At 65.6% G+C, this 20,398-nt stretch carries 18 protein-coding genes; 5 read left to right on the top strand and 13 right to left on the bottom strand.

Annotation, left to right across the window (positions count from 1 at the left end; all coding sequences use genetic code 11):
• Positions 1-57 precede the first annotated feature (57 nt).
• The 3 genes from Q4F91_RS01120 to Q4F91_RS01110 are packed head-to-tail and all read left to right on the top strand — an operon-like array spanning position 58 to position 3,691.
• Positions 58-1,254, top strand: a complete 1,197-nt coding sequence (locus Q4F91_RS01120) for a sensor histidine kinase (protein ID WP_303333923.1) — start codon at positions 58-60, stop codon at positions 1,252-1,254.
• Entirely contained in the window at positions 1,251-3,077 is a 1,827-nt protein-coding gene (locus Q4F91_RS01115) for a PhnD/SsuA/transferrin family substrate-binding protein (protein WP_303333922.1), read from the top strand. Before Q4F91_RS01120 ends, Q4F91_RS01115 begins: the two co-directional genes overlap by 4 nt.
• Positions 3,074-3,691: a response regulator transcription factor gene (locus Q4F91_RS01110; protein ID WP_303333921.1), complete on the top strand. Its 618-nt coding sequence runs from the start codon at positions 3,074-3,076 to the stop codon at positions 3,689-3,691. The genes Q4F91_RS01115 and Q4F91_RS01110 overlap by 4 nt, the downstream gene beginning before the upstream one ends.
• A gap of 120 nt (positions 3,692-3,811) precedes the next feature.
• Here the strand turns inward: Q4F91_RS01110 and nrfD are convergent, their stop codons facing one another.
• The 6 genes from nrfD to Q4F91_RS01080 form a co-directional block, all read right to left on the bottom strand.
• The gene (gene nrfD, locus Q4F91_RS01105) at positions 3,812-4,768 is read right to left on the bottom strand and encodes an NrfD/PsrC family molybdoenzyme membrane anchor subunit (protein ID WP_303333920.1); all 957 of its coding nucleotides are present in this window, start codon (positions 4,766-4,768) and stop codon (positions 3,812-3,814) included.
• A gap of 1 nt (position 4,769) precedes the next feature.
• A complete protein-coding gene (locus Q4F91_RS01100; RefSeq protein WP_303333919.1) occupies positions 4,770-5,423 on the bottom strand; it encodes a 4Fe-4S dicluster domain-containing protein in 654 nt (217 codons plus the stop codon).
• A 95-nt stretch (positions 5,424-5,518) separates the two neighbouring features.
• The gene (locus tag Q4F91_RS01095; RefSeq protein ID WP_303333918.1) at positions 5,519-6,598 is read right to left on the bottom strand and encodes a cytochrome c3 family protein; all 1,080 of its coding nucleotides are present in this window, start codon (positions 6,596-6,598) and stop codon (positions 5,519-5,521) included.
• A gap of 63 nt (positions 6,599-6,661) precedes the next feature.
• Positions 6,662-7,558: a hypothetical protein gene (locus tag Q4F91_RS01090; protein WP_303333917.1), complete on the bottom strand. Its 897-nt coding sequence runs from the start codon at positions 7,556-7,558 to the stop codon at positions 6,662-6,664.
• Between the two features lie 30 nt (positions 7,559-7,588).
• On the bottom strand, positions 7,589-9,691 hold the full coding sequence (locus tag Q4F91_RS01085; protein WP_303333916.1) for an aldehyde ferredoxin oxidoreductase N-terminal domain-containing protein: 2,103 nt from the start codon (positions 9,689-9,691) through the stop codon (positions 7,589-7,591).
• Between the two features lie 30 nt (positions 9,692-9,721).
• The gene (locus Q4F91_RS01080; RefSeq protein ID WP_303333915.1) at positions 9,722-10,426 is read right to left on the bottom strand and encodes a 4Fe-4S dicluster domain-containing protein; all 705 of its coding nucleotides are present in this window, start codon (positions 10,424-10,426) and stop codon (positions 9,722-9,724) included.
• A 994-nt stretch (positions 10,427-11,420) separates the two neighbouring features.
• Between Q4F91_RS01080 and Q4F91_RS01075 the strand changes: the two genes are divergently transcribed.
• On the top strand, positions 11,421-12,587 hold the full coding sequence (locus tag Q4F91_RS01075) for a molybdopterin-binding protein (protein ID WP_303333914.1): 1,167 nt from the start codon (positions 11,421-11,423) through the stop codon (positions 12,585-12,587).
• Between the two features lie 117 nt (positions 12,588-12,704).
• On the opposite strand, the gene Q4F91_RS01070 is transcribed toward Q4F91_RS01075, so the two are convergent.
• Genes Q4F91_RS01070 through Q4F91_RS01060 form a run of 3 tightly spaced genes read right to left on the bottom strand, consistent with a single transcriptional unit; the run spans position 12,705 to position 16,188 of the window.
• Positions 12,705-14,162 (bottom strand): cytosine permease, encoded by a 1,458-nt coding sequence (locus Q4F91_RS01070; protein WP_303333913.1) that lies wholly within the window; start codon positions 14,160-14,162, stop codon positions 12,705-12,707.
• Positions 14,163-14,205: 43 nt separating this feature from the next.
• Positions 14,206-15,156 carry a PfkB family carbohydrate kinase gene (locus Q4F91_RS01065; RefSeq protein ID WP_303333912.1) on the bottom strand — a complete coding sequence of 317 codons (951 nt, stop codon included), beginning with the start codon at positions 15,154-15,156 and terminating at the stop codon, positions 14,206-14,208.
• A 15-nt stretch (positions 15,157-15,171) separates the two neighbouring features.
• Positions 15,172-16,188, bottom strand: coding sequence for an ADP-ribosylglycohydrolase family protein (locus Q4F91_RS01060; protein WP_303333911.1), 1,017 nt, complete (start codon positions 16,186-16,188; stop codon positions 15,172-15,174).
• A gap of 144 nt (positions 16,189-16,332) precedes the next feature.
• Between Q4F91_RS01060 and Q4F91_RS01055 the strand changes: the two genes are divergently transcribed.
• Positions 16,333-16,770, top strand: a complete 438-nt coding sequence (locus Q4F91_RS01055; RefSeq protein WP_303333910.1) for a hypothetical protein — start codon at positions 16,333-16,335, stop codon at positions 16,768-16,770.
• A gap of 81 nt (positions 16,771-16,851) precedes the next feature.
• Here Q4F91_RS01055 and Q4F91_RS01050 read toward each other — a convergent pair whose 3' ends face one another.
• The 4 genes from Q4F91_RS01050 to hflC form a co-directional block, all read right to left on the bottom strand.
• A complete protein-coding gene (locus Q4F91_RS01050) occupies positions 16,852-17,373 on the bottom strand; it encodes a phosphoribosyltransferase (protein ID WP_303333909.1) in 522 nt (173 codons plus the stop codon).
• A 116-nt stretch (positions 17,374-17,489) separates the two neighbouring features.
• Positions 17,490-18,788 carry an adenylosuccinate synthase gene (locus tag Q4F91_RS01045; RefSeq protein WP_303333908.1) on the bottom strand — a complete coding sequence of 433 codons (1,299 nt, stop codon included), beginning with the start codon at positions 18,786-18,788 and terminating at the stop codon, positions 17,490-17,492.
• Positions 18,789-19,121: 333 nt separating this feature from the next.
• Positions 19,122-19,331: a DUF2065 domain-containing protein gene (locus tag Q4F91_RS01040; RefSeq protein ID WP_303333907.1), complete on the bottom strand. Its 210-nt coding sequence runs from the start codon at positions 19,329-19,331 to the stop codon at positions 19,122-19,124.
• On the bottom strand, positions 19,328-20,209 hold the full coding sequence (hflC, locus tag Q4F91_RS01035; RefSeq protein ID WP_303333906.1) for a protease modulator HflC: 882 nt from the start codon (positions 20,207-20,209) through the stop codon (positions 19,328-19,330). Before hflC ends, Q4F91_RS01040 begins: the two co-directional genes overlap by 4 nt.
• Between the last annotated feature and the right edge of the window lie 189 nt (positions 20,210-20,398).

The raw sequence follows: 20,398 nt of genomic DNA, 5'->3' as shown, positions 1-20,398 counted from the left end.
GCCAACTGAACAGCTGTTCAGTTGGCGGCTGTACCGGAATTTGGGAAATTCACGAAGGTGGACGCGGGGTTCCTCAGACTCTGCGCCTATGAGACGTTCCTGAGGCGCCACCCCGAGCACATCGGCGAGCTCCGGGTGCTCGACCGGAGAACGGACCGCAATATCAGCTGCGCGCACTCGACCGACCTCTACCCGGGCTTCACGCTCGCCGTGAAGGACACGATCGATCCGGAGCTCGCGCGCCGCCTGGCGCTCGCGCTCTACTCGATGCCGCCCACGGAGGAAGGCATGCGCTGGGACGTGCCGACGAACTTCTCGCGCGTCGACGAGCTCCTGAAGGGCCTGCGCATCGGCCCCTGGGAGTACCTGAACGAACCGCCCCTCAAGGAGTTCATTCTGGACAACCACCCCTGGTTCATTCTGGCCGCGGCGATCTTTCTCGGCCTCATCCTCCACGGCTGGCGCACCGAGAGAATCGCGAGCCGCCGCGGCGAACAGGTGAGAGACCTGATGCAGCGCGACCTCGTGCACGCCGAGCGCCTCGAGCACATGCAGCGCGCGGGCGTGGTCTCGCAGCTCTCGAGCCTCTTCGCGCACGAGGTGAAGGAGCCGCTCGCGAACGCCTCGCGCCATGCACAGGGGCTCGTCCGGGAGCTCGAGCAGGGCACGGCGGATCCGGCGAAGATGACCGAGGTCGTCGAGAGAATCGTCGAGGAGACGGACCGGGCGAGCGAGATCGTCGAGCGCGTGCGCGCCTACGCCAAGGGCCAGGGGCGGAAGCGCGAGCGCATCCGGGTCGACTACCTGATGAACGAGTGCGTGCGCGTGTGGCGTCTCTACACCCCGAAGCCCGTCACGAGCAGCGTGAAGCTCTCCGATCCGGATCTGGAGATCATCGGCTGCGGGTTCGAACTCGGCGTCGCCTTTCTGAACCTTCTCAAGAACGCCCGCGAGGCGGTGGCCGGACAGGAGAAGCCGTATGTGAGCTTCTCGTGCCGCACCGAGGACGGCCGCGCCGTCTTCGAGGTCGCCGACAGCGGCACGCCGCCGACGGACGAGCTCCTCGGCCGCCTCGGCGCCCCGGCCTCGAGCGCCAGGGGCCTCGGACTCGGACTCTCGATCGTCACGAACATCGTCGAGAGCCACGGCGGCACGATCGCCTTCGAACGGGGGCCAGGAGGTCTCCTCACGGGACTCCTCGTGCGCGTGACGCTCCCCCTTCCCTCTTCCGAAAAGCCGGAGGGCGAGTCATGAGAGCAGTCCTCGCGTTCCTCCTCCTCGCTCTCTCGGCCGCGCTCTGCGCCGCCGCTCCGGCAGCGGAGCGCCCCTTGCGCATCGCGGTGCACAACTTCGTCCTCCCCGAGGACGACGAGAACATCATTGAAGCCACGCGCCGCGCGCTCGAGCCGCTCTTCGCCGACCGCGGGCTCAGGATGACGATGAGCCTCTTCACGGACTTCGAGCAGCAGGCGATCGACCCGGAGACCGACCTCATCCTGTCGACGGCCGGCTTCGTGCGCATGGTGACCGGGGTGAGACTGCAGCCGATCGCGACCATCGTCGGCCGCCCCGGGTCGGATGCGAACCGCGCCGAGGGCGCGGCGGTCATCGTGAGGACCGAACGGACGGACCTGCAGACCCTGGGCGACCTTCGAGGCCGGAGCATCTCGGCGAAGAACCCGAAGGGGTTCCACGGCTGGCACATCGTCCTGGGCGAGATCGTCAAGTTCGGCGCCGACCCGGACCACTTCTTCGGCAACGTCCACTTCTCGGGCGACATCAACTCGACCGAGCGCATCGTGGGCCGCGTGCTCGCGGGCGAGTCGGACGCGGGGTTCCTGAGGCTCTGCGCCTACGAGGGGTACCTGAGAAGCCACCCGCAGGACGCCGGGAAGCTCCGTGTGCTCGACCGCCGCATGGACACCGAGCACGTCGCCTGCGCCCACTCGACCGACCTCTACCCGGGCTTCACGCTCGCCGTGAAGAACTCGATCGATCAGGACCTCGCGCGCCGGATCGCGCTCGCGCTCTATTCGATGCCGCCCACCGCGAGCGGCGCGCACTGGGACGTGCCGACGAACTACACACGCGTCGACGAACTCCTGAAGTCGCTCAAGATCGGCCCCTGGAAGTACCTGCGGCAGCCCACGTTCGGAGAGTTCGTGCGCCGCAACGCGCCCTGGGCCATCCTCATCGCCGCCATCTTCCTCGGGCTCCTGCTCCACAGCTGGCGCGCCGAGGTGATCGCCCGCCGCCGCGGCGAGCAGGTGCGGGCGCTCATGCAGCACGATCTCGAGCAAGCCGAGCGGATCAACCAGATGCAGCGCGCCGGCATGGTCGCGCAGCTCTCGAGCCTCTTCGCGCATGAGCTGAGGCAGCCCCTCGCGAGCGCCTCGCTCTACGCGCAGGGTCTTGCGCGTCAGCTGAGAAAAGGCCTCTTCAACGAGGAGAGGATGACCGGCGTCGCGAAGAAGATCGTCGAGGAGACGGAGCGCGCGAGCGAGATCGTCGAGCGCGTGCGCGGCTATGCGAAGGGACAGGGCCAGGAGAGAAAGCGGATCGCGGTCGAGGAGCTCATGACCGAGAGCCTGCGCATCTGGCGCGTCTACCTGCCGAAACCGATCCCGTGCCGCATGAAGTGCCCGCCCGCGTCGGCCGCGGTAACGGGCTCGCCCTTCGAGCTCGGCATCGCACTCGTGAACCTCCTGAAGAACGCCCGCGAGGCGGTCTCGCGCCGCCCCGATCCGTTCGTGAGCTTCCGCGGCAGGGTCTCGAAGGGCAACGTCGTGATCGAGGTGGCCGACAGCGGCGAGCCGCCCGCCGACGAGCTTCTACGCCGCCTCGGCGCGCCCGCCTCGAGCGCCAAGGCCGAGGGCCTCGGGCTCGGACTCTCGATCGTCTCGAACATCATCGAGGGCCACGGCGGGCGGATTGAATTCCTGCGGGGGCCCGAGGACGGCCCCACCGGTCTCCTCGTGCGGGTGACGCTTCCCCTCGCGCCGCCCGAACACACGGTCGCGGCCTCCGCGCAGAACAACTTGAATGACAACAAAGACAAAAAGGGAAAATCCAAATGACAGAACCCGTGATCCGCATCGTTGACGACGAGCCGCAGCTTCATGACGCGCTCGCCTTCGTGCTCGAGAACGAGGGCTATGCCGTGCGGCACTACTACAGCGCCGAGGAGTTCCTCGCGCAGGACCTCGTCTCCGACCCGGGATGCGCCATCCTCGACGTGCGCATGGGCGGCATGAGCGGTCTCGTGCTGCACCAGGAGATGCGAAAGCGCGGCATTGCGCTTCCCGTGATCTTCCTCTCCGCGCACGGCGACATCGACATGGCCGTGACCGCGATGGAAGGGGGCGCCGTCACCTTCCTCACGAAGCCCCCGAAGGTCGAGAAGCTTCTTGACTCCGTCGAGAAGGCCCTGAAGCGCAGCGCTTCGGCCGAGCCCGAGGAGGACGTCATGGCCGCGCGCGCCGCCTTCAACGCGCTCTCCGCGCGCGAGCGCCAGGTGGCGCTCCTCGCGGGCGAGGACTTCCCGAACCGGCAGATCGCCGAACGCCTTGAGATCGCGGTGCGCACGGTGGAATTTCATCGCGCGGGCGCCATGCGCAAGCTCGGCTGCCATGACGCGGCCGAACTCAAGAGGAAACTCATCGCCGCGGGCGCGCTCGAGGAAAAGAAGTGAAAAAAAAGGGAACCGGCAAAGAGGTCCGGTTCCCGTTTCTGAAGGAGTTGACGCCCCCAAAGGTTCCCACAGCCGTGGGGGCGAGACTCGGAGAAAAGTTCTTTTTCGTGCGGCTCCGGTCTAGACCGTCACCTGCATCAGCGAGTTGAGCTGGCCCGCGTACAGGATGAAGAGTCGCAGGCACATCATGCCGGTGATCGCGCAGAGGCCCGAGATCCAGAACACGGAGGCCGAGTGGCCCCTCATGCAGATGCCGAGCACGAGCGGGATGCCGAAGCCGATGCCGATGGCACCGATCCAGAAGACCTGCGCCCAGACACCCTCGGTGAAGGCGTCGATCGAGGCCTGGTCGGCGGCCATGCCGAAGACCATCGACATCGCGATCATGAAGATGCAGGCGAGTTCGATCGCCATCATCGGCCACTCAGCCTTGTGCAGCAGGTGCAGCGAATCGGAGTTCGCGGGCTCGTGGAAGAACCCGACAGCGATGAGCTTCGCCGCGGCGGTGCCGGCGGAGACGCCGGAGGCCACGAAGAGCGCGGGGAGCACGGCCGTGTTGATGAGCGGGTAGCGGATCAGCGCCGAGATCAGGAAGCCGGTGTACGCGCAGATGCCGAAGGCAAAAATGAGCGCAAACCAGGTGATCCCGCCGCGGTGACCGTTGAGCCACTCGCCGATCGTCTCAATCAGCCGCCCGAGACGCCCAAGCCACTTGAAATCGTGCCTCAGCGCGATCACAGTGCAGAGCGCCGTGAGCGGGATGTAGAAGAGCAGCATCATCACGCCGACGCTCATCACCGAGGTCGGGTTGTAGAAGACGAGGATTCGCCAGAAGAAGAGCGGATTCGTCAGATCGAGCACGAGGCAGAGCATGCCGAGCAGGATCGTCCCGAGCGAGAGGAGGCTCGCCGCCTTGAAGAGCGGCGTGTCCTCGCGGATTCCGCGCAGCTTCATCATCGAGAGGATCACGCCGAGTGAGCCGCCCGAGATGCCGGCGAGGAAGAGGTAAACAGCGATCGGCCACGGCCAGGCGACGCCCTGCGAGAGCCCGATCGTAAAGTCAAGAACGTCATCCATATCAGACTCCGGTTTTCACGACGGGGATGTACCTGAGCGAGGGCTCAGTGCCGAGCCAGGGACGGATGCGCACCGTGTCCTTCGTCTTGAGCAGCCTGCTCACGAGCGACTTCGGGTCGTTGGCATCGCCGAAGGTGAGCGCGTGGAAGCGGCAGCGTTCAACGCAGCCCGGAAGCTCGCCGGCGGCGAGATTCTTCTCGTGCATGCAGAAGTCGCAGTTGTCCGCAACCTTCGTCTCCTCGTTGATGTAACGGGCGTTGTACGGGCACGCGGCGATGCAGTACTTGCAGCCGACGCAGCGGCCCGGGTTCATCGTGACGATGCCGGTGGCAGGGTCATGATGGCAGGCGCCCGTCGGGCAGACCTTCACGCACGGCGAGTCCTCGCACTGCTGGCACGACACGCGGATGTAGCGGCGGTCGGGCCCGGCCATGCGTTCAAGGAGCACGCGCGAGCGTCCCGGCGGCAGGTGGTTGGTTTCATTGCAGGCGCGTTTGCACTCGCCGCAGCCGACGCACTTGTTCTGGTCAAAGACCAGCACATAGTGGGGCTGGCGGCCGTCCGGGGTGTCCGTGGAACACCCGGAGAGCGAAAACACAATGAGACCGCCGACGCCCGCCGATAGGAGATTTCTTCTCTGGATCTTTTCAGTCACAGTTGTCTCCGTTGCGGATCCGCGCCTCCTTGACCGAATTGGAGGGGGAAAGCGCGGTTCCGCATGGGGTTAATGGGGGAAGCGCAGGGCGGGTCTCACTTCGTGAGGATCGCCTTCTTCTCGGCGGCGCTGAGATAGCCGCCGTTGTCGATGATCTTCTGAGCCTTCAGGATGTAGCCCTCGGCCGTCTGGACGCGCTCAAGGAGATAGCGCGGAGCGTGGACGCCCCAGGAGCCGTCTTCCTCGACCTGGTCGTAGATTTCCTGGGCCTTGTCGACCATGAGGCGGACCTCGGTCTGGTCCTCAGGCGTCAAACGCGTGACCTCGAGGAGCTGCTTGACGCGCTCGAGGCCGTTGCCGACCTTCTCGAACACGGCCTTCACAGGACGCTGCCACTTCTCGATCTCGAAGTAGATGGCGGACTGGTCGGCATAGCGCAGACCCTCGTCAAGCGTCGAGTTGTTCGGGCTGTGGCAGCCCTGGGCCTCGCCGGAGAGCGTGTAGTCGGCCGGCGTGGCACGGCCGCACGACCAGACGATGTCGACGAACGGGCGCTCGTTCTCGTCGAGCGCATACGTCCAGAGGCGCTCGCCTTCCTTGGCGTCCGCGGCCTTCACGTACGTGCGGGCCTTCGGGTCGACGTTGATCTTGTAGAGGTGCGAGCGGCGCACGGCGTTGTAGTACTGCTCGACGCCGTCCTCTCCCTGGAATTCCTCCGGAGCGGGGATGTTCGGCATGTGGCAGGCCACGCACGTGGTCTTGGCATGCGCGTCGGTCTTCGCGAAGACCTTCTTCTGGACTTCGTGGCAGTCGCCGCACTCCTGCTTCATCGCGGGGGCGGTGATCGAGGTCATCCAGTCGGGGCGGCCCACGCGCTGCTGGTCATGGCAGCTGATGCAGGTGAGGCCCTTGCTGTAGTGGGTCGTGAGCGCATGCTCCTCGACCTTCTGGTTGTAGACCTTCGTGAGGAGCTTCTTCTGCTCCTCGACGGTCTGCGGACCCTCATGGCGGGCCGGGTCGAGCTTCAGGGACTCGACGAACGCTTCCTGACCGGGAAGATCGAACTTCACGGGCGGATACGGATCGGCCGCTTCGGCAGCCCAGGCCGCGCCGGCGAAGAGGATGGCGAGCGCGACGCCCGTTCCCTTCATCAGATGGTTGGAGATCTTGGTCATTTTCAAATCCTTTGCGTGTTCGGTGCTCTTTGAACAGCTTTCTCAAGCTTGGCGATTCAGTTCTCAGGGGCTCTCGAGAATGTCAACGTCGATGTGCTCGGCGATGAAGTCCGCGTAGTCATCCTCGAGGTACGTCCTCGAATAGAGGTACACGGTGCCGATGCTGGTCTCCGTGTAGCGGATGTCCTGACGCTTCGGGTCCTTCGAGATCTGCTGGAGGATTTCCTGAATCTGCTCGGGCGTGAAATTGAAGGGAGGCTGCTGGAAGGTCTCGACGACGACGGGCCGCGGGTAGATGCGGGACGATTCACGCACAAGGTCACAGAGCTGCTCGACCGGGTTGTTCTTCGCGGAAAGAATTCGCGCGTAGGTGCACGAGAGGAGCGGGCGGTAGTGGTAGTACTCGACGTTGTCCCAGCTCACGAGCTTCGCGAGTCCGCAGTCACTCTCGAGGGTTTCGGCGAGGATGTCGCTGAAATACTCCTCGGTGATCAAACGGGGCTCGACCGGAGCCGCGGCGGCTGCCTCGGCCTTTTCCCGGGCCTCGGCGGCCTCTGCGATGGAGGTCGTCTTCTCAAGGTCCCCGGCGATGAGGCTGCGGAGCAGTTCGCGGCGGGTGAACGCCTCGCGCTGCGCACGCATCGTCGGAAGCTTCGACTGGTTCTCGGCGCGCTTCACCTTGTCGCGGGTGGGCGGCGGCACGAACGACACCTGGCCGGGCTTGCGCCCGAAGGTCTCGTCCATCTGCCGGTCGGCCGACTCGAGGAGTTCCTCGACCTCGGGCTCCGGCGCCGTCGCGGCGCGTTCGCGGAACACTTCGAAAAGCTCGGCGCGCGTCATCAGCTCGACCCTGCGGCTCTTCTCAGTGACGATGTCAATGAGAATGAGCGAGTCGGCCTTGCGGCGCGAGAGGCGCTTCGCCTCGGTGCCCGTGGCTTCCGTCATCTCGGGGGTTTCCATTCCAGTTTTCTCCTGGTTCAAGTCACGCGGTTAGAGAAGGCCGGCCGACTTCATCACGGGGATGACGTAGTCGAGCTGGTAGTCCTTGAGGCACTTCTCGGTGACGCCGCCGGTCTGCACGTCAAAGCCCATGAGTTCGTAGAACATGTCGAAGCTCTTCTCCATGTCGTCCCGGTCCATGCGGATCGTGCCCTTGGTGAACGGCTTCTTGTCCTTGTCGTGCAGGATCCACTCCGGATACTTGTCGTGCTCCTGACGCATGTTCTTGGTCTTGAGCTGCAGCTGCGTGTAGGCGCGCTCGAGCACGAACGCACGGCGGCCGGCATGGTCGAGCTCGTCCTGGGACATGTTGATGCCCGTGACGGCGCGGAAGACCTTGCTCTCCATCTCGATGTCGCCGATGTAGTTGCGTTCCTTGAGCGGCGAGAGCTCCCAGGGCGAGGCCCACGAGCAGAAGCCGAGCATGTCATGCAGTTCCTTGCGGGCGATGACCCAGAGCAGACGCTTCATCTTGTAGATGTTCGTCGGCTTGTAGTCGCCGATCGCGTCAACGGCGTCCTCGCTCTCCCAGAAGTGGGCGGCGATGCGCTTCTGCTCATGGATCGGCAGGCTCGAGCGCGTGAAGTTCACGGTGCCGTGCGCCATCGGATCGCGGTTGTAGAGGCAGTTGAGAACGCATCCGACCTGGCCGTCGTCCTCGTTGGCGTGGTGCTTCGGATGACCGCAGTTCCAGTAGGCCGTGCTCTTGGTGTTCTGCCACTCGCTCTCGGGCACGCCGAAGTGCTCGAGGAGCTTCGGCGTCGTCTCGCCGAGCCAGAAGCCGAACTCGCCCTTGCGATAGGCGATGCGGTTGAGGATGTCCTTGAGGATCATCGGGTCCGGATTGTCGATCTTGCTCCAGTCGATCGACTTGTACTCCTCCTCGGAGAGGAACTTCTTCCAGTAGCCCTTCGTGTGGAAGTGACGGAAGTCACGCTGCAGGCAGCCGTAGTTGCACCAGATGCCGAGGTCGTCCATGACCTGGGTGCCGACGAGGCAGGCCTCGCGGGAGACCGGCTTCTTCGTGTCGGCGACGAGGCTCGGGAACCACCAGCGGCCGTAGAGGGCCATGCAGGTCTGTTCCGTGATCGGGTTGATGTTGTACTTGGCGGCCGTCTCGTCGTCGCGGACCACGGAGTAGCAGCGGATCGGGCAGGCGTAGCAGCCGGTCGTGCGGACGTGGTAGTTCCAGAGCGAGTTGCCCATGTAGTACGGGGCCGAGCAGGTGCGGTAGGCGATGTGGTTCACGTCGCGCACGTCGTCGGTGAGGACGACGGGCGGGTTCGCGGCACCCCAGACGCGGCCCGGGACGCCGTTCCAGCGCGAGCGGGCGGCATGGTACTCAAAGAGCGGCATCGGGATCTCGGGGACGACCGTCTGCGTGTGCGCGCCGAGGATGGCGCGGTGGCTGTCGATGAGAGCCTCCCACTCCTCGGGAGTGGCGTGGATGTGGATGGCCTGGTCGCCGCGGACGACGATGGCCTTCATCTTCTTGCGGCCGAAGATGCCGCCCACGCCGCCGGCGGAGTGGCTCTTGTCGACCATCATGTTCGACATGGGAACGAGGTTCTCGCCGGCCGGCCCGATCACGCCGATCGAGTAGTCGTCGCCGATCTCGTGGCTGAGCGCGGCGGCGGCACGGCGGGTGCCCTGGTTCCAGATGAAATGCGCGTCGCGGATTTCAATCTTGTCGTTGTTGACGTAGATGTAGCAGGGGGACTTGGCCTCGCCTTCGATGATGAAGAAGTCCCAGCCGGCGAACTTCATCTTGTGGGCGAGCTCGCCGCCGACGTGGGCGGAGGCGACGAGGGACTGCGGCCACGAGGTGGGCCACAGGCAGGTCATGGCGGTGCGGCCCGAGCAGATGGCGCCGGTGCCGGAAATCGGACCCGGGGCGATGATCACCTTGTTCTCAGGGGAGTCGAAGCTCGTTCCCGGGGGCACTTCCTCAAAGAGGACCTTGTAGCCGATGCCCGTGCCGCCGAGCACTTCCTGGAAGCGCGGGAGCGTGGGCTCGACGGTGATCTTGCCCGTCGTGAGGTTGATGCGAGCGCCTTTGCCGGTGTAGCCGTATCTCTTCTTGGTATCGGTCATTTTCTAATTCATTCCGAGTGATGAGTCTTCTCAGCGGTGGCAGATGCTGCACTGCGCCGCGTTCTCGTTCGGGAGATAGCCGTGCGGAGCGCGGCGATCCTCTTCCTTCGAGCGGTCGAACCAGGGGACGTAGCGGATGGCGGCGGCCGGGCAGGCCTTCACGCACTTCGGATCGCCGTGGCAGAGGAAGCACTTCGAAGCCTTGTTCTCCTCGACGTCGAAGGTCATCATGTCCCACGGGCAGGCCTTCTCACAGAGATGGCAGCCGATGCAGCGCTCCTTGACCACGACGCGGGCGCCGGTCTCTTCATCGACCTGGATGGCGCCCTGCGGGCAGGCGTTGGCGCAGGGAACGGGGTGCGGGCACTGACGGCAGGTGTCCTGCACGACGAGGCCGTTGCCCCAGGCGCCGTACGCCGGAGGCATGCGGTTGATGCCGTTCGGGCCGAACATGGTGTTGCGCGTCATGCGGATGCGCGTGAGGCGGGGATCGGCCTTGCCTTCGTTGAACTCGGTGCAGGCGAGTTCGCAGCGGTGGCAGGCGACGCAGAGGTTGGGGTCGGCGATGATGAGACCCTGAGCGGTCTCAAGGATCACGTACGGACGCTCGCCCGTCTTTGCCTTCGCGTCGGCCATGAGCGCAACCGCGGCGGCCGCGGAAGCGGCCTTGAGGAAGCCTCGGCGGGTGAAATCGCGGGGCAGCGACAGTTTGTCGAGGATGTCGTTGATGTCCATGGAAAGTCTCCTAGGGGTTTCTTTTGGTTCCGGGGCGGTGGAGAAGCCGTCCGGCCTTGAGAAAGGGGCCCGGGCCGGGTCGTCGCCGTAAAGAGGAGGACTTATCCGAGGAATGCGTGCGCTGACGGGATGCCGCTGGTGTGATGGTCTTCCCTTGAGAGCGGAAGGCAGCGGAGGAAACGGCTCGCTTGGAGGCGCAGCCGTCCGGGATGACGTGCTGCGGCCGGACTGCTTCAGGGCAGTGCCGGCGTGGGGTCCGAGGTCTCTCCTTCTTCCTTCAAGGAAAACCATCGTTTCGGATCGCTCCTGCTTTCGGGCGGGCGGTGCGCTCCCGAGGAAGGTGTCGCCATTGATGTTCGTCCTGGTCCGGGACGGCGGCTCCCTTCGTTCTGCGGGAAGCACCTCCGGCTTCTCCGGCCGGGGCGTTCTTGAGACGGTGGGCATCCGGGCGCGGCGCGTTCTTTTTAATGTCTTCTCCTCTTTCCAGAGGCGGCCGTGGCTCGAATCACCATAATTGTTTCATTGCGGCACCGTTAGGTAGTTTGATTTTCGTCACGGGTTATCTCTTTGTATTGGCCCGCGACAAAGTGCAAAAGCAGCTTTACACAGTCAAAAGCAAGTGAAAATGATTCTCAGTTGTTTACAGGAATTACCCGCGCGTGCGCGCGCGTCGTGAATTCCTTGTTTATCATCAAAGATCCCGGATGCAAAGAAATTCCTTCAGCCGCTCAAGGAAAAACTTTGGGGCGCCGTTCATCGCTTATTCGAGAATGAATCTCATTAGCCGGATTCGCAATTCCTGACAAAAACTGCTAAGATTTTTCGCGGTCCGGATCTGTTTATTTTCAGGCAGAGCGTTCGTCCATTTTGGAACAACGCCGTTAGGTAGCGGTCAATTTCGTTATTCCAATAGTGAATAGCGATTTGAATTCAAGCCTTTTCCCGCTGTTCCTTAAATGAATAACGACTGAAACAATCAGGAATCTGCCCCACCATGAAAAGTTTTCTGCTCCGGCCCTTCGAGCTGCCGCAGGCCTGGCGCGAGCCCGAGCCTCAGATCACGCGGCTCTGCGAGAGCTTCGGAGCTTCGCTTGCCGAGGACATCACCGCCGAGGCTGACGCGCCCGCCTATGACATGGCGCTGCGCGACGGCTGGGCCGTGTGCGCGGCGGACGCCGCCCCGCGCGTGATTGACGCCGGAAGCGTTGAAAACGGTCACGCGGCTCAGGCGCTCGCCCCCGGCCATGCCCGCTGGGTCAACACCGGCGGACCGGTGCCCGCGGGCGCGGACGCCGTGATCGCAGCGGACGACCCCGCCGACACCGAGCGCGCCCAGGCCTCGATCGAAGCCGGCCGCCACGTGATGCGCGCCGGGGCCGAATGGCGCTGCGGCGACCCTCTGATCAGGAAGGGCACGCCGATCGGCGCGGCCGAGATGGCGCTCCTTCTCGAGGCCGGCATCGACCGCGTGCGCGTGCTCATGCCGCCCGAGGTGGGCGTGATCGCCACCGGCAATGAATTGAAGGACCTCTACTGCCAGGGAGAGCCCGGGCCGCTGCGCGTCTCGAGCAACTCGTGCTACCTGAGGAGTCTGCTGCTCTCGCTCGGCGTGAAGCGCGTCCACACGCTCTCGGCCCCTGATGACGAGGAGGAGATCGCCCGCGCGCTCGCCGGGCTCGCCCGCCGCACGCAGTTCATCCTCACGATCGGCGGCACCGGAGGGGGTCTCAAGGACCTCACGCGCCGCGCGATCCTTGCCGCGGGCGGCAGGATCTTCGACGAGACGCGCTGCCGGGGCGGGGCGCTCCCCTTCATCGCCGCGGAGATCGGGGGCGTCCCGGTGCTCGGGCTCCCCGGAAACCCGCTCGGGGCCATGATGATCGCCCAGCGCGCTGCGCTCCCCCTCATCTGGTCGCGCTTCCACGCCGAGCCTTATCGTCCGCAGGCCGTCACCGCGACCTTCGGCGGCGACATCCCCGAGGCAGTCACGGGCGAACTCTGCGTGTCGCTGCGCCCCTCCGAGGCGGGACTCGTCGCGCTTCCCGTCGAGAAAGGCACGGGGTGCGCCCGGCTCTTCCGCGAGGCGGGCGGCGTGATCGTGCTGCGCGGCGAGTCGCTGCGCCAGGGCGAGCAGGTGATCGTGGAACGCTTCGCGAACTGAGCTCTCCCACGGTTGCTGAACTGCTGCAGCCGAAAAAATTTCGGGCCCGGCGTGGATCACGTCGGGCCCGTTTCATTGCGGCTCACTGCGGCCTCTCCGAGACCGCAGGCGAAGGCATTACTTCTCCGCCTGAGGGATGTTGCTTCCCGCCTTCATGACGAAGGTGAGGAACGCGTAGAGCGCCGCGCCGATGATCATCGCGGCAACGAGGCCGATGTTCGCGCGCGCGAAGACGCTCGACTCGGTGCCCGCGGGCAGCAGGAAGCTCACCGCGTGGCCGATCCAGGGATCCGACGAGGTGATCGTGCCGAGGCCGATCACGGAGCCGACGAGGAGCGAGCCGAAGGCCGTCCAGCGGATGCTCTCGCCGCCCTCGCCCGGCGGGAGCGCGAGGTTCACGTTCCAGCCGAGGCGCTTCTGGCGCAGGAGGTCGACCATCTCAATGGCGCCCCAGGTGCCCATCACGACCGAGATCAGCGCGAGGAAGGACTGGAAGGTCGAGACGAAGCTGTCCGAGATGAAGAGGAGGTAGTAGGAGCCGAGCGCGATCAGCACGCCGTTCAGGATCGTGGTGCCGAGGCGGCTCATCGGGACGCCGAGCGCGAGAAGCGCGAGGCCCGAGGAGTAGATGCCGGTCATGCCCGCGGAGATAAGCGAGATGACGATGATGAGCGAGAAGGGAACGTAGAACCAGAAGGGCAGGATGCCGGTGAGCGCGGCGAGCGGCTCGTGGTTGGCCTTCTCGAGGAGCTCGGGGTTGCCGACGGCGAGCATGACGCCGAGGATGAGGAGCACGGACACCGGAACCGCGATGCCGGTCGTCGTCCAGAAGATCACCGAGCCCGCGGAGCTCTTCCTCGGCAGGTAGCGCGCGTAGTCGCCGCCGTAGTTGAGGAACCCGAGGCCCACCATGGTCATCGAGAGCACGATGCCGCCGAGGAACGTGACGAAGTTGCCCGAGGGCACCGAGTCAAGGACGCTGAAGTTGATGTTCGGGATGAAGAAGAAGAGGTAGACCACCGTGAAGATGCCCGTCACCCAGGCGATGGCCTTCTCGATCTTGAGAATGAGCTGGTGGCCGTAGATCGCGCCGCTCATCGTGAAGAGGAGCACGACCGCGAAGCAGCCGAGCGTGCAGCCGGCGAGCGGCATGCCGTTCTCGCCCATGAGCGAGGGGAAGAGATTGCCCACGAGGTCGGCGAGCGTCGTGGTCGCCATCGAGAGGAGCGAGACCTTCCAGCCCATGTTGGCGAGGTAGCCGAAGAAGGTCGGGAACTTGTTGCCGTGGTAGCCGAAGGCGAGGCGCGACTGCACGAGCGTCGGCAGGCCGGTGCGGACGCTGCCGACGGCGAGGATGCCCACGAGGGCGCACGAGAGGAAGTAGCCGATCACGCCGGCGAGCATCGCCTGCCAGACCGAGAGGCCGAGGCCGAAGACGTAGATGCCGAGCGTGATGCCGAAGATCGAGATGTTCCAGGAGAACCAGACGGGAAAGAGGTCAAACGGGCGCCCGTAGCGTTCGCTGTCGGGGACCGGATTGACGCCGTTGGTTTCAATTTTCGCTGCGTCAGCCATGATGGGGAGAGTTCCTTCTGATGGGAGGTTTTTTTGGGAAAGGTCAGCGTGCGCCGTGAAGTGCGCGCAGCGCCCCGAGGTCGGGTGCGGTTGCGGCGCCTTCCTGTCCGGTGACCCAGCTTGCGACGGCGTTTCCGAGGAGAACCGCCTCTTCAAGCGTGAATCCGCTCATGAGACCGGCGAGCGTGCCGCCCGCGTGGGCGTCACCCGAGCCGATCGTGTCCGCGACACGGGTCGGGAACCCCGTGACGCGGGTGACGGCCTCGCCTCTCACAACGAGCGCCCCTGCGGCGCCTTCCGTGACGATGACCGGGTTCAGGGTCACGCGTGAGATGCGGGCTGCGGAGAGAGCGGGAGTCTCCGCGCCGCCCAATTTCAGCGCCTCGCCGGCGTTGAGCTTGAGGATGGTGTTCGAGGCAAGGATCGCGTTCATCATCTCGCCCGGGATGCCGTCGGCGGCGGGGCCCGGGTCAAAGAGCAGGGGCGCGGCGGGGGACTTCCTCGCGAGCAGCGCCGCGATGAAGTCCTCGTTCCGGCGGTCGGCCTGGTAGCCGGAGAGATAGAGAAGCTCCTGGTGCTCGATCTCAACCGGGTCGAGCCACTCCGGGCGGAAGCACTTCTCGATGCCGGACATCGAGACGAACGTGCGCTCGCCGTCGGGCTCGACAAAGGAGAGGCACCAGCCGTTGTCCCCGAGGTCGGGGTACTCGCGCAGCGTCATGCCGCGCATGCGGAAGCTCTCGCGCACCCGGTCGGCGATCATGCCCTCGCCCACGGGAATCAGCGTCTCGAAGGGGAGCCCGAGCTTCGCCACGGCGTCGGCCGCGTTGAAGGCGCAGCCTCCGACGACCTGCTGCCGGCTCGAGCCCTCGACGTCCTCGCCGGAGTTCGGAAGCCGCGGCACGTGGATGATCACGTCGACGAAGGCGCTTCCGATGATGAGGAGGCGCTTCTCGGGGGAGAGCGCGTAGAGAAGGTCGCGGATGCCTCGCATTTGTCCCCTGCTCCGTCAGAGAATGAATCGTTCGCGCAGAAGCGCGGTCTCGTGCGCAAGCGCCCGGAAGTCGAGGCCGTTCGTCTTCTCGAGATACGCGACCGTCTCCGCGGGGATGCCGTCGATGCCGGACCAAGCTCCGCAGATCGCAGCGGCCATCGCGCCGATCGTGTCGGTGTCGCCGCCCATGTTGGCGCACATCTCGGCGGCTTTCCAGGCGTCGCGGCACCAGAAGGCCACGCAAAGCGCCGCAGTGACGGACTCGCTCGTCATCGTGCCCGTGCCGATCACGTCGTAGATGAAGCGGCTCACGCGCTCGTCGTCATAATCCTCGCGGTGCGCGAGCACGAGCTTCTCAAAGACCTCGAGGCGCGCGAGGATCGAGGCGGCCCAGGTGGGTTCGCCCAAGTTCATCGCAATGGGGTGCATCGCCTTCACATCGGCGAGCATCTCCTCCCAGCTGCGGCCGGCGACCGCGCTCGCCACGGCCTGCGCCACCATCGCGGCGCCCGAGATCGCGACATCGGTCGAGTGCGTCACGCGACTCACGCGCGCGACGGTCTCGGCGAGCTTCGCGGGTTCCGCGGCATCGACGATGCAGCCCACCGGGGCGATGCGCATGCCCGCGCCGTTCGTGAGCGAGAGCTTCGTGACGGGCGCGGCGTCCTCGCCCTTCGACCAGGCGAGAAGCGAGGCCTTGGACGACGGCCCGAGCAGGTTGATCTCGAAGCCGTTCATCGAGCGGACCCACTCGAGAAGGTCGTCGGCGAGCACCTTCTGCTCGGGAACGGTGCCGGCCTTCAGCAGGGCCTTGAGGATCACGAAGGCCTGGGCGGAGTCGTCCGTGTAGTGCCCCGCCTTGAAGTAGCAGGCGACGATGTTGTCCTCGGCGCCGTCAAGGAAGGTGTCGATGTGGCCGTAGCGGCCGCGTACCTTCTCGCGGGGCCAGAGTTCGCCCGGGACGCCCAGCGCGTCGCCGAGCACCATGCCGGCGAGCGCGCCGGCGATGTGATTTTCCAACTGAATCGTCATGTTCGTTTCTCTTTCGCCTGGTCAAGCCTGAAGGCGCGAGCAAAAGCTTTCGGGGCGGAAGAATAACAGAGCGGGAGGGTTATCCCCAAGAGAAATTTTCAGTGGCAGAATGGTCGGACAAGTGAACCTTCACCCCGCACCGCCATGCCTGCCCTGCCCCTTTCCTACCGCTACCGCATCGAACGCCGGACGGACGGATACCGCTTCCGCTTCCCGGAGCTTCCCGAGGCTGACTTCACCGCCGCGACGCCCGCCGAAGGCCGCGCCGCGGCGCCGGCGAAACTCTCCGATGCGCTCTTCGAGCGGCTGCGCACCGGGAACCTCCCCGCGGAGGCGCGCCCTCACCGGGGCGAGGGCGTGGCGTACCTTCTCGCCTCCGCGGCGACGAAGCTTCTCTTCATCGCCAAGGCCGAGGAGAGCGGGCTCTACCCTGCGGAGCTCGGCCGCAGGCTCGGCATGACGCCCCAGGAGGCGCAGCGCATCTTCAAGCTCGGGCACGTCACGAAGATCGACACCCTGCAGGCGGCGCTCCTCGCCGCGGGCTGGCGCCTGAAGCTATCGGTCGACCCCGTCGAGAAGTAAAGCGCCCTCCTCCCCCGGATAGATAACGCCCGCGGTGAACAAGCTTCACGCGCGGGCGCTTCTTTGTCAGGATCCGCTGCCTCAGGCCTTCTTCGCCTTCGCCTCGACGCGGGCGATGAGGTTCTCGGCGCCGAGGTCGTCATAGACCTCGAACGGCTGGTGAATCCAGGGATTGTCCTCGAGGTAGGCGACGTGCCAGTCGGGCTTGAGAACCGAGTGGGCCTTCCACCAGAGGACGGCGACGCGGATCTCGGTGATCTTCGGGTAGCGGGCCTTGAGGTGGGCGATCACTTCCTTGATGGTCTTGCCCGAGTCGACCATGTCATCGACGAGGAGCACGCGGCCCTTGAGCTCCGAGAGACCCGTCATGCAGTCGGCGATGTCGAGCTCGCTCTGCACGGTGCCCTTCGCCTCGCGGTAGGAACTCGTCGCGAGAATGGCGAGGGGCATGTTGTAGACACGGCTGAAGAAGTCACCGGGGCGCATGCCGCCGCGCGAGAGGCACAGCAGGCAGTCGAACTGCCAGCCGCTCTTGGCGACCTTGTAAACGAGCTGTTCGTTGAGGTCGATGTACTCGTCCCAGGTGTAGTGAATGTCGGACATGGGGAGATTCTTTTCGGTGGAAGTGGAGACTTTCGGCGCCCCGAAGGCGCCGGAAAAAATGAAGCGGGCGGCAGGAGAAGTCCAGCCGCCCGCGGCATTCGGATCAGACCGCTATTTTAAGCGGCGAAGGGATCCGTGTGCAGGACCGTCTGAGCGCGGTCCGGGCCCGTCGAGACGAGCGCGATCGGAGCACCGGCGACCTCGGAGAGGCGCGTGAGGTACTGGCGGGCGCTCTCGGGGAGGTCTTCCCACTTCGTCACGCCGAAGGTGCTCTCCTTCCAGCCCGGGAACTCCTCATAGATCGGCTCGCAGCGCGCGACGGCGTCGGCGCCCGACGGCATCACCTTGAGGACTTCGCCCTCGTAGCGGTAGCCGACGCCGAGCTTGATGGTCTCGAGGCCGTCGAGCACGTCAAGCTTCATGACGGCGAGGCCCGTGATGCCGTTGATCTGGACGGCACGGCGGAGCGCCGCTCCGTCGAACCAGCCGCAGCGGCGCGGACGGCCCGTGACGGCGCCGAACTCGTTGCCCTTCTGGCGCAGGAGCTCGCCCGTCTCGTCAAGGAGCTCGGTCGGGAAGGGGCCTTCGCCGACGCGGGTGCAGTAGGCCTTCGTGATGCCGAGAACGTAGTTGAGCTTCTCGGGGCCGACGCCGGCACCGGCCGTGGCCGAGCCCGCGACGGTGTTCGAGCTCGTCACGTACGGATACGTGCCGTGGTCGATGTCGAGCATGGAGCCCTGGGCGCCCTCGAAGAGGAACTGCTTGCCGGCGTCCATCTCGGCGTGGAGCTGCTCGGAGACGTCGCACACCATCGGGCGCAGACGGTCGGCGTAAGCGAGCGTCTCCTGGATCACCTTCTCGGGATCAAGGGGCTCGGCGCCGAGGAACTTCTCGAGCACGAAGTTGTGGAGCTGCATCACCGCGCGGACCTGTTCGGCGAAGCGCTCGGGGTGATAGAGGTCGGCGACGCGCACCGTGCGGCGGGCGACCTTGTCCTCGTAGGCCGGGCCGATGCCGCGGCCGGTCGTGCCGATCTTCTTGCTGCCGAGGGCGGCCTCGCGCGCATGGTCGAGCGCGATGTGGTACGGCATGATGAGCGGGCAGTTGCCCGAGACGCGCAGGCGCTTCTCGACGTTCGGCACGCCGACGGCGACGAGTTCATCGACCTCGCGGAAGAAGGCCTCGGGCGAAAAGACGACGCCGTTGCCGATGTAGCAGACGCTCGTCGCATGCATGATGCCCGACGGGATGAGGCGCAGGATGGTCTTCTTGCCGTTGATCACGAGCGTATGGCCCGCGTTGTGACCGCCGTTGAAGCGGACGACGCCGGCCGCGCGCTCCGTGAGCCAGTCGACGATCTTGCCCTTGCCTTCGTCGCCCCACTGAGCGCCGATCACGACAACATTCTTGCCCATTTAAATACCTTTGTTCTGTCAGGAGTCCGGTCCCGGGCCGTTCCGGCCGCGCGAAGACCCGCGGAGAGGATTTCCCTCCACGGACAGAAGTCCTCGCTCGCGGGCCGCCTCCGGGAGGACGCGGACCGCTCGGGCGGGAGACCCGGAGCTCGATTTTCTACTAGTGCCGCGCAGGGGTTCCCCGCGGCGCGGGTATCAATATAGCAAAGCGCAGACGGGTTCGATTGAACTTCGTCTGCGCTTCACTGTGAAGTCCCTAGGCAATCCCCGCCGTCCGGCACGCGCCGGATCAGAGACACTCACGATTCTTTACGGTCGGGGACGACGCATCGGTCAGAGGTCGGGGATCTGCCCGAGGAAGGCCCATACGATGAGGAGCCCGATCGTCACGATCACGGCCGCGGCGGCGCGCACCGCGGAGCTCGGCGCGCGCGAGATCTCCTCGATCGCCTCGCGCCAGCGGTCGGGCGCGATGAGCGGGGTGATGCCCTCGATGATCATCACCCACCCGAAGGCAAGGCCGAGGATCTCCCAGCCGCTCATCGTCCGGCCTCAGGCGCTTCCTTCTTCAGGTAGCTGAAGAAGTCCGCGGACGGGTCGATCACCATCACGTCGCTCTTCTGGCGGAAGCTCGCGCGGTAGGCCTCGAGCGAGCGGTAGAAGCGGGCGAACTCGGGGTCGGCGCTGAAGGCCTCGGCGTAGATCCGCGCGGCCTCGCCGTCGCCCTCGCCCTTGATCTTCTGCGCGTCGCGGTACGCCTCGGCGAGGATCACCTCGCTCTGACGGTCGGCGTTGGCGCGGATGCGCTCGGCCTGGGCGTTGCCCTTGCTTCGCTCCTCGCTCGCCACGCGCTTGCGCTCGGCCTCCATGCGGCGGTAGACCGACTCGGAGATCTCGGGCGTGAAGTCGACGCGCTTCATGCGGACGTCGACGATGTCGATGCCGAGGTCCTTCACGCGCTCCTGCAGGAGCTCGCTGATCTCGCTCATCGCCTTCTCGCGCTCCGCGGACGTGATCTGGTTCACGGTGCGCTTGTTGACGGCGATGTTGAGCACGTCGCGGAGCAGCGCCGCGAGGCGGTCCGAGGCGGCGCGCTCGGCGCCCTGGAAGGACACCCAGTAGAGGCGCGGGTTGCCGATGCGCCACTTCACGAAGGTGTCGATCATGAGGTTCTTCTTCTCGCTCGTCTGCACGAGGTCAGCGCCCGAGGCGTCGAGCGTGAGCAGCCGCTTGTCGAGATAGATGACGTTCTGCAGCGGCGGCGGGAGCTTCGCATGGATGCCCGGCTCGTCGACGACGGTGCGGAGTTCGCCGAGCGCGAACACCAGCGCGTACTCGCGCTCGTTCACGGTGTAGAGGCACATCCTGGCGAGTCCGAGGACCACGAGGAGGCCGATGACGAGGGAACTGAGTTTCTTCATCACGATGTTTCTCTCTTATCTGATCTGTGGTCCTCAGCGGCGCATGCGCGAGAGCTCGCGCGTGTCAGCCTCGGTCTCGGTCGAGTAGGTCGCGCCCGAGTACGGCACCTGCGAGCGGGCGCGCACCGGCGTCTGGTCGGTGGCGACGTTGTCGGCCGCGGCGGCCCGCTCGGCCGCAGTGGCCTGCTC

The organism is Sutterella sp., assembly GCF_030539355.1.
In the GTDB taxonomy this organism is placed as follows: domain Bacteria; phylum Pseudomonadota; class Gammaproteobacteria; order Burkholderiales; family Burkholderiaceae_F; genus Sutterella.
Note: the sequence above shows the minus strand (reverse complement) of the source record. Positions and strands in the feature narration are given on the sequence as shown.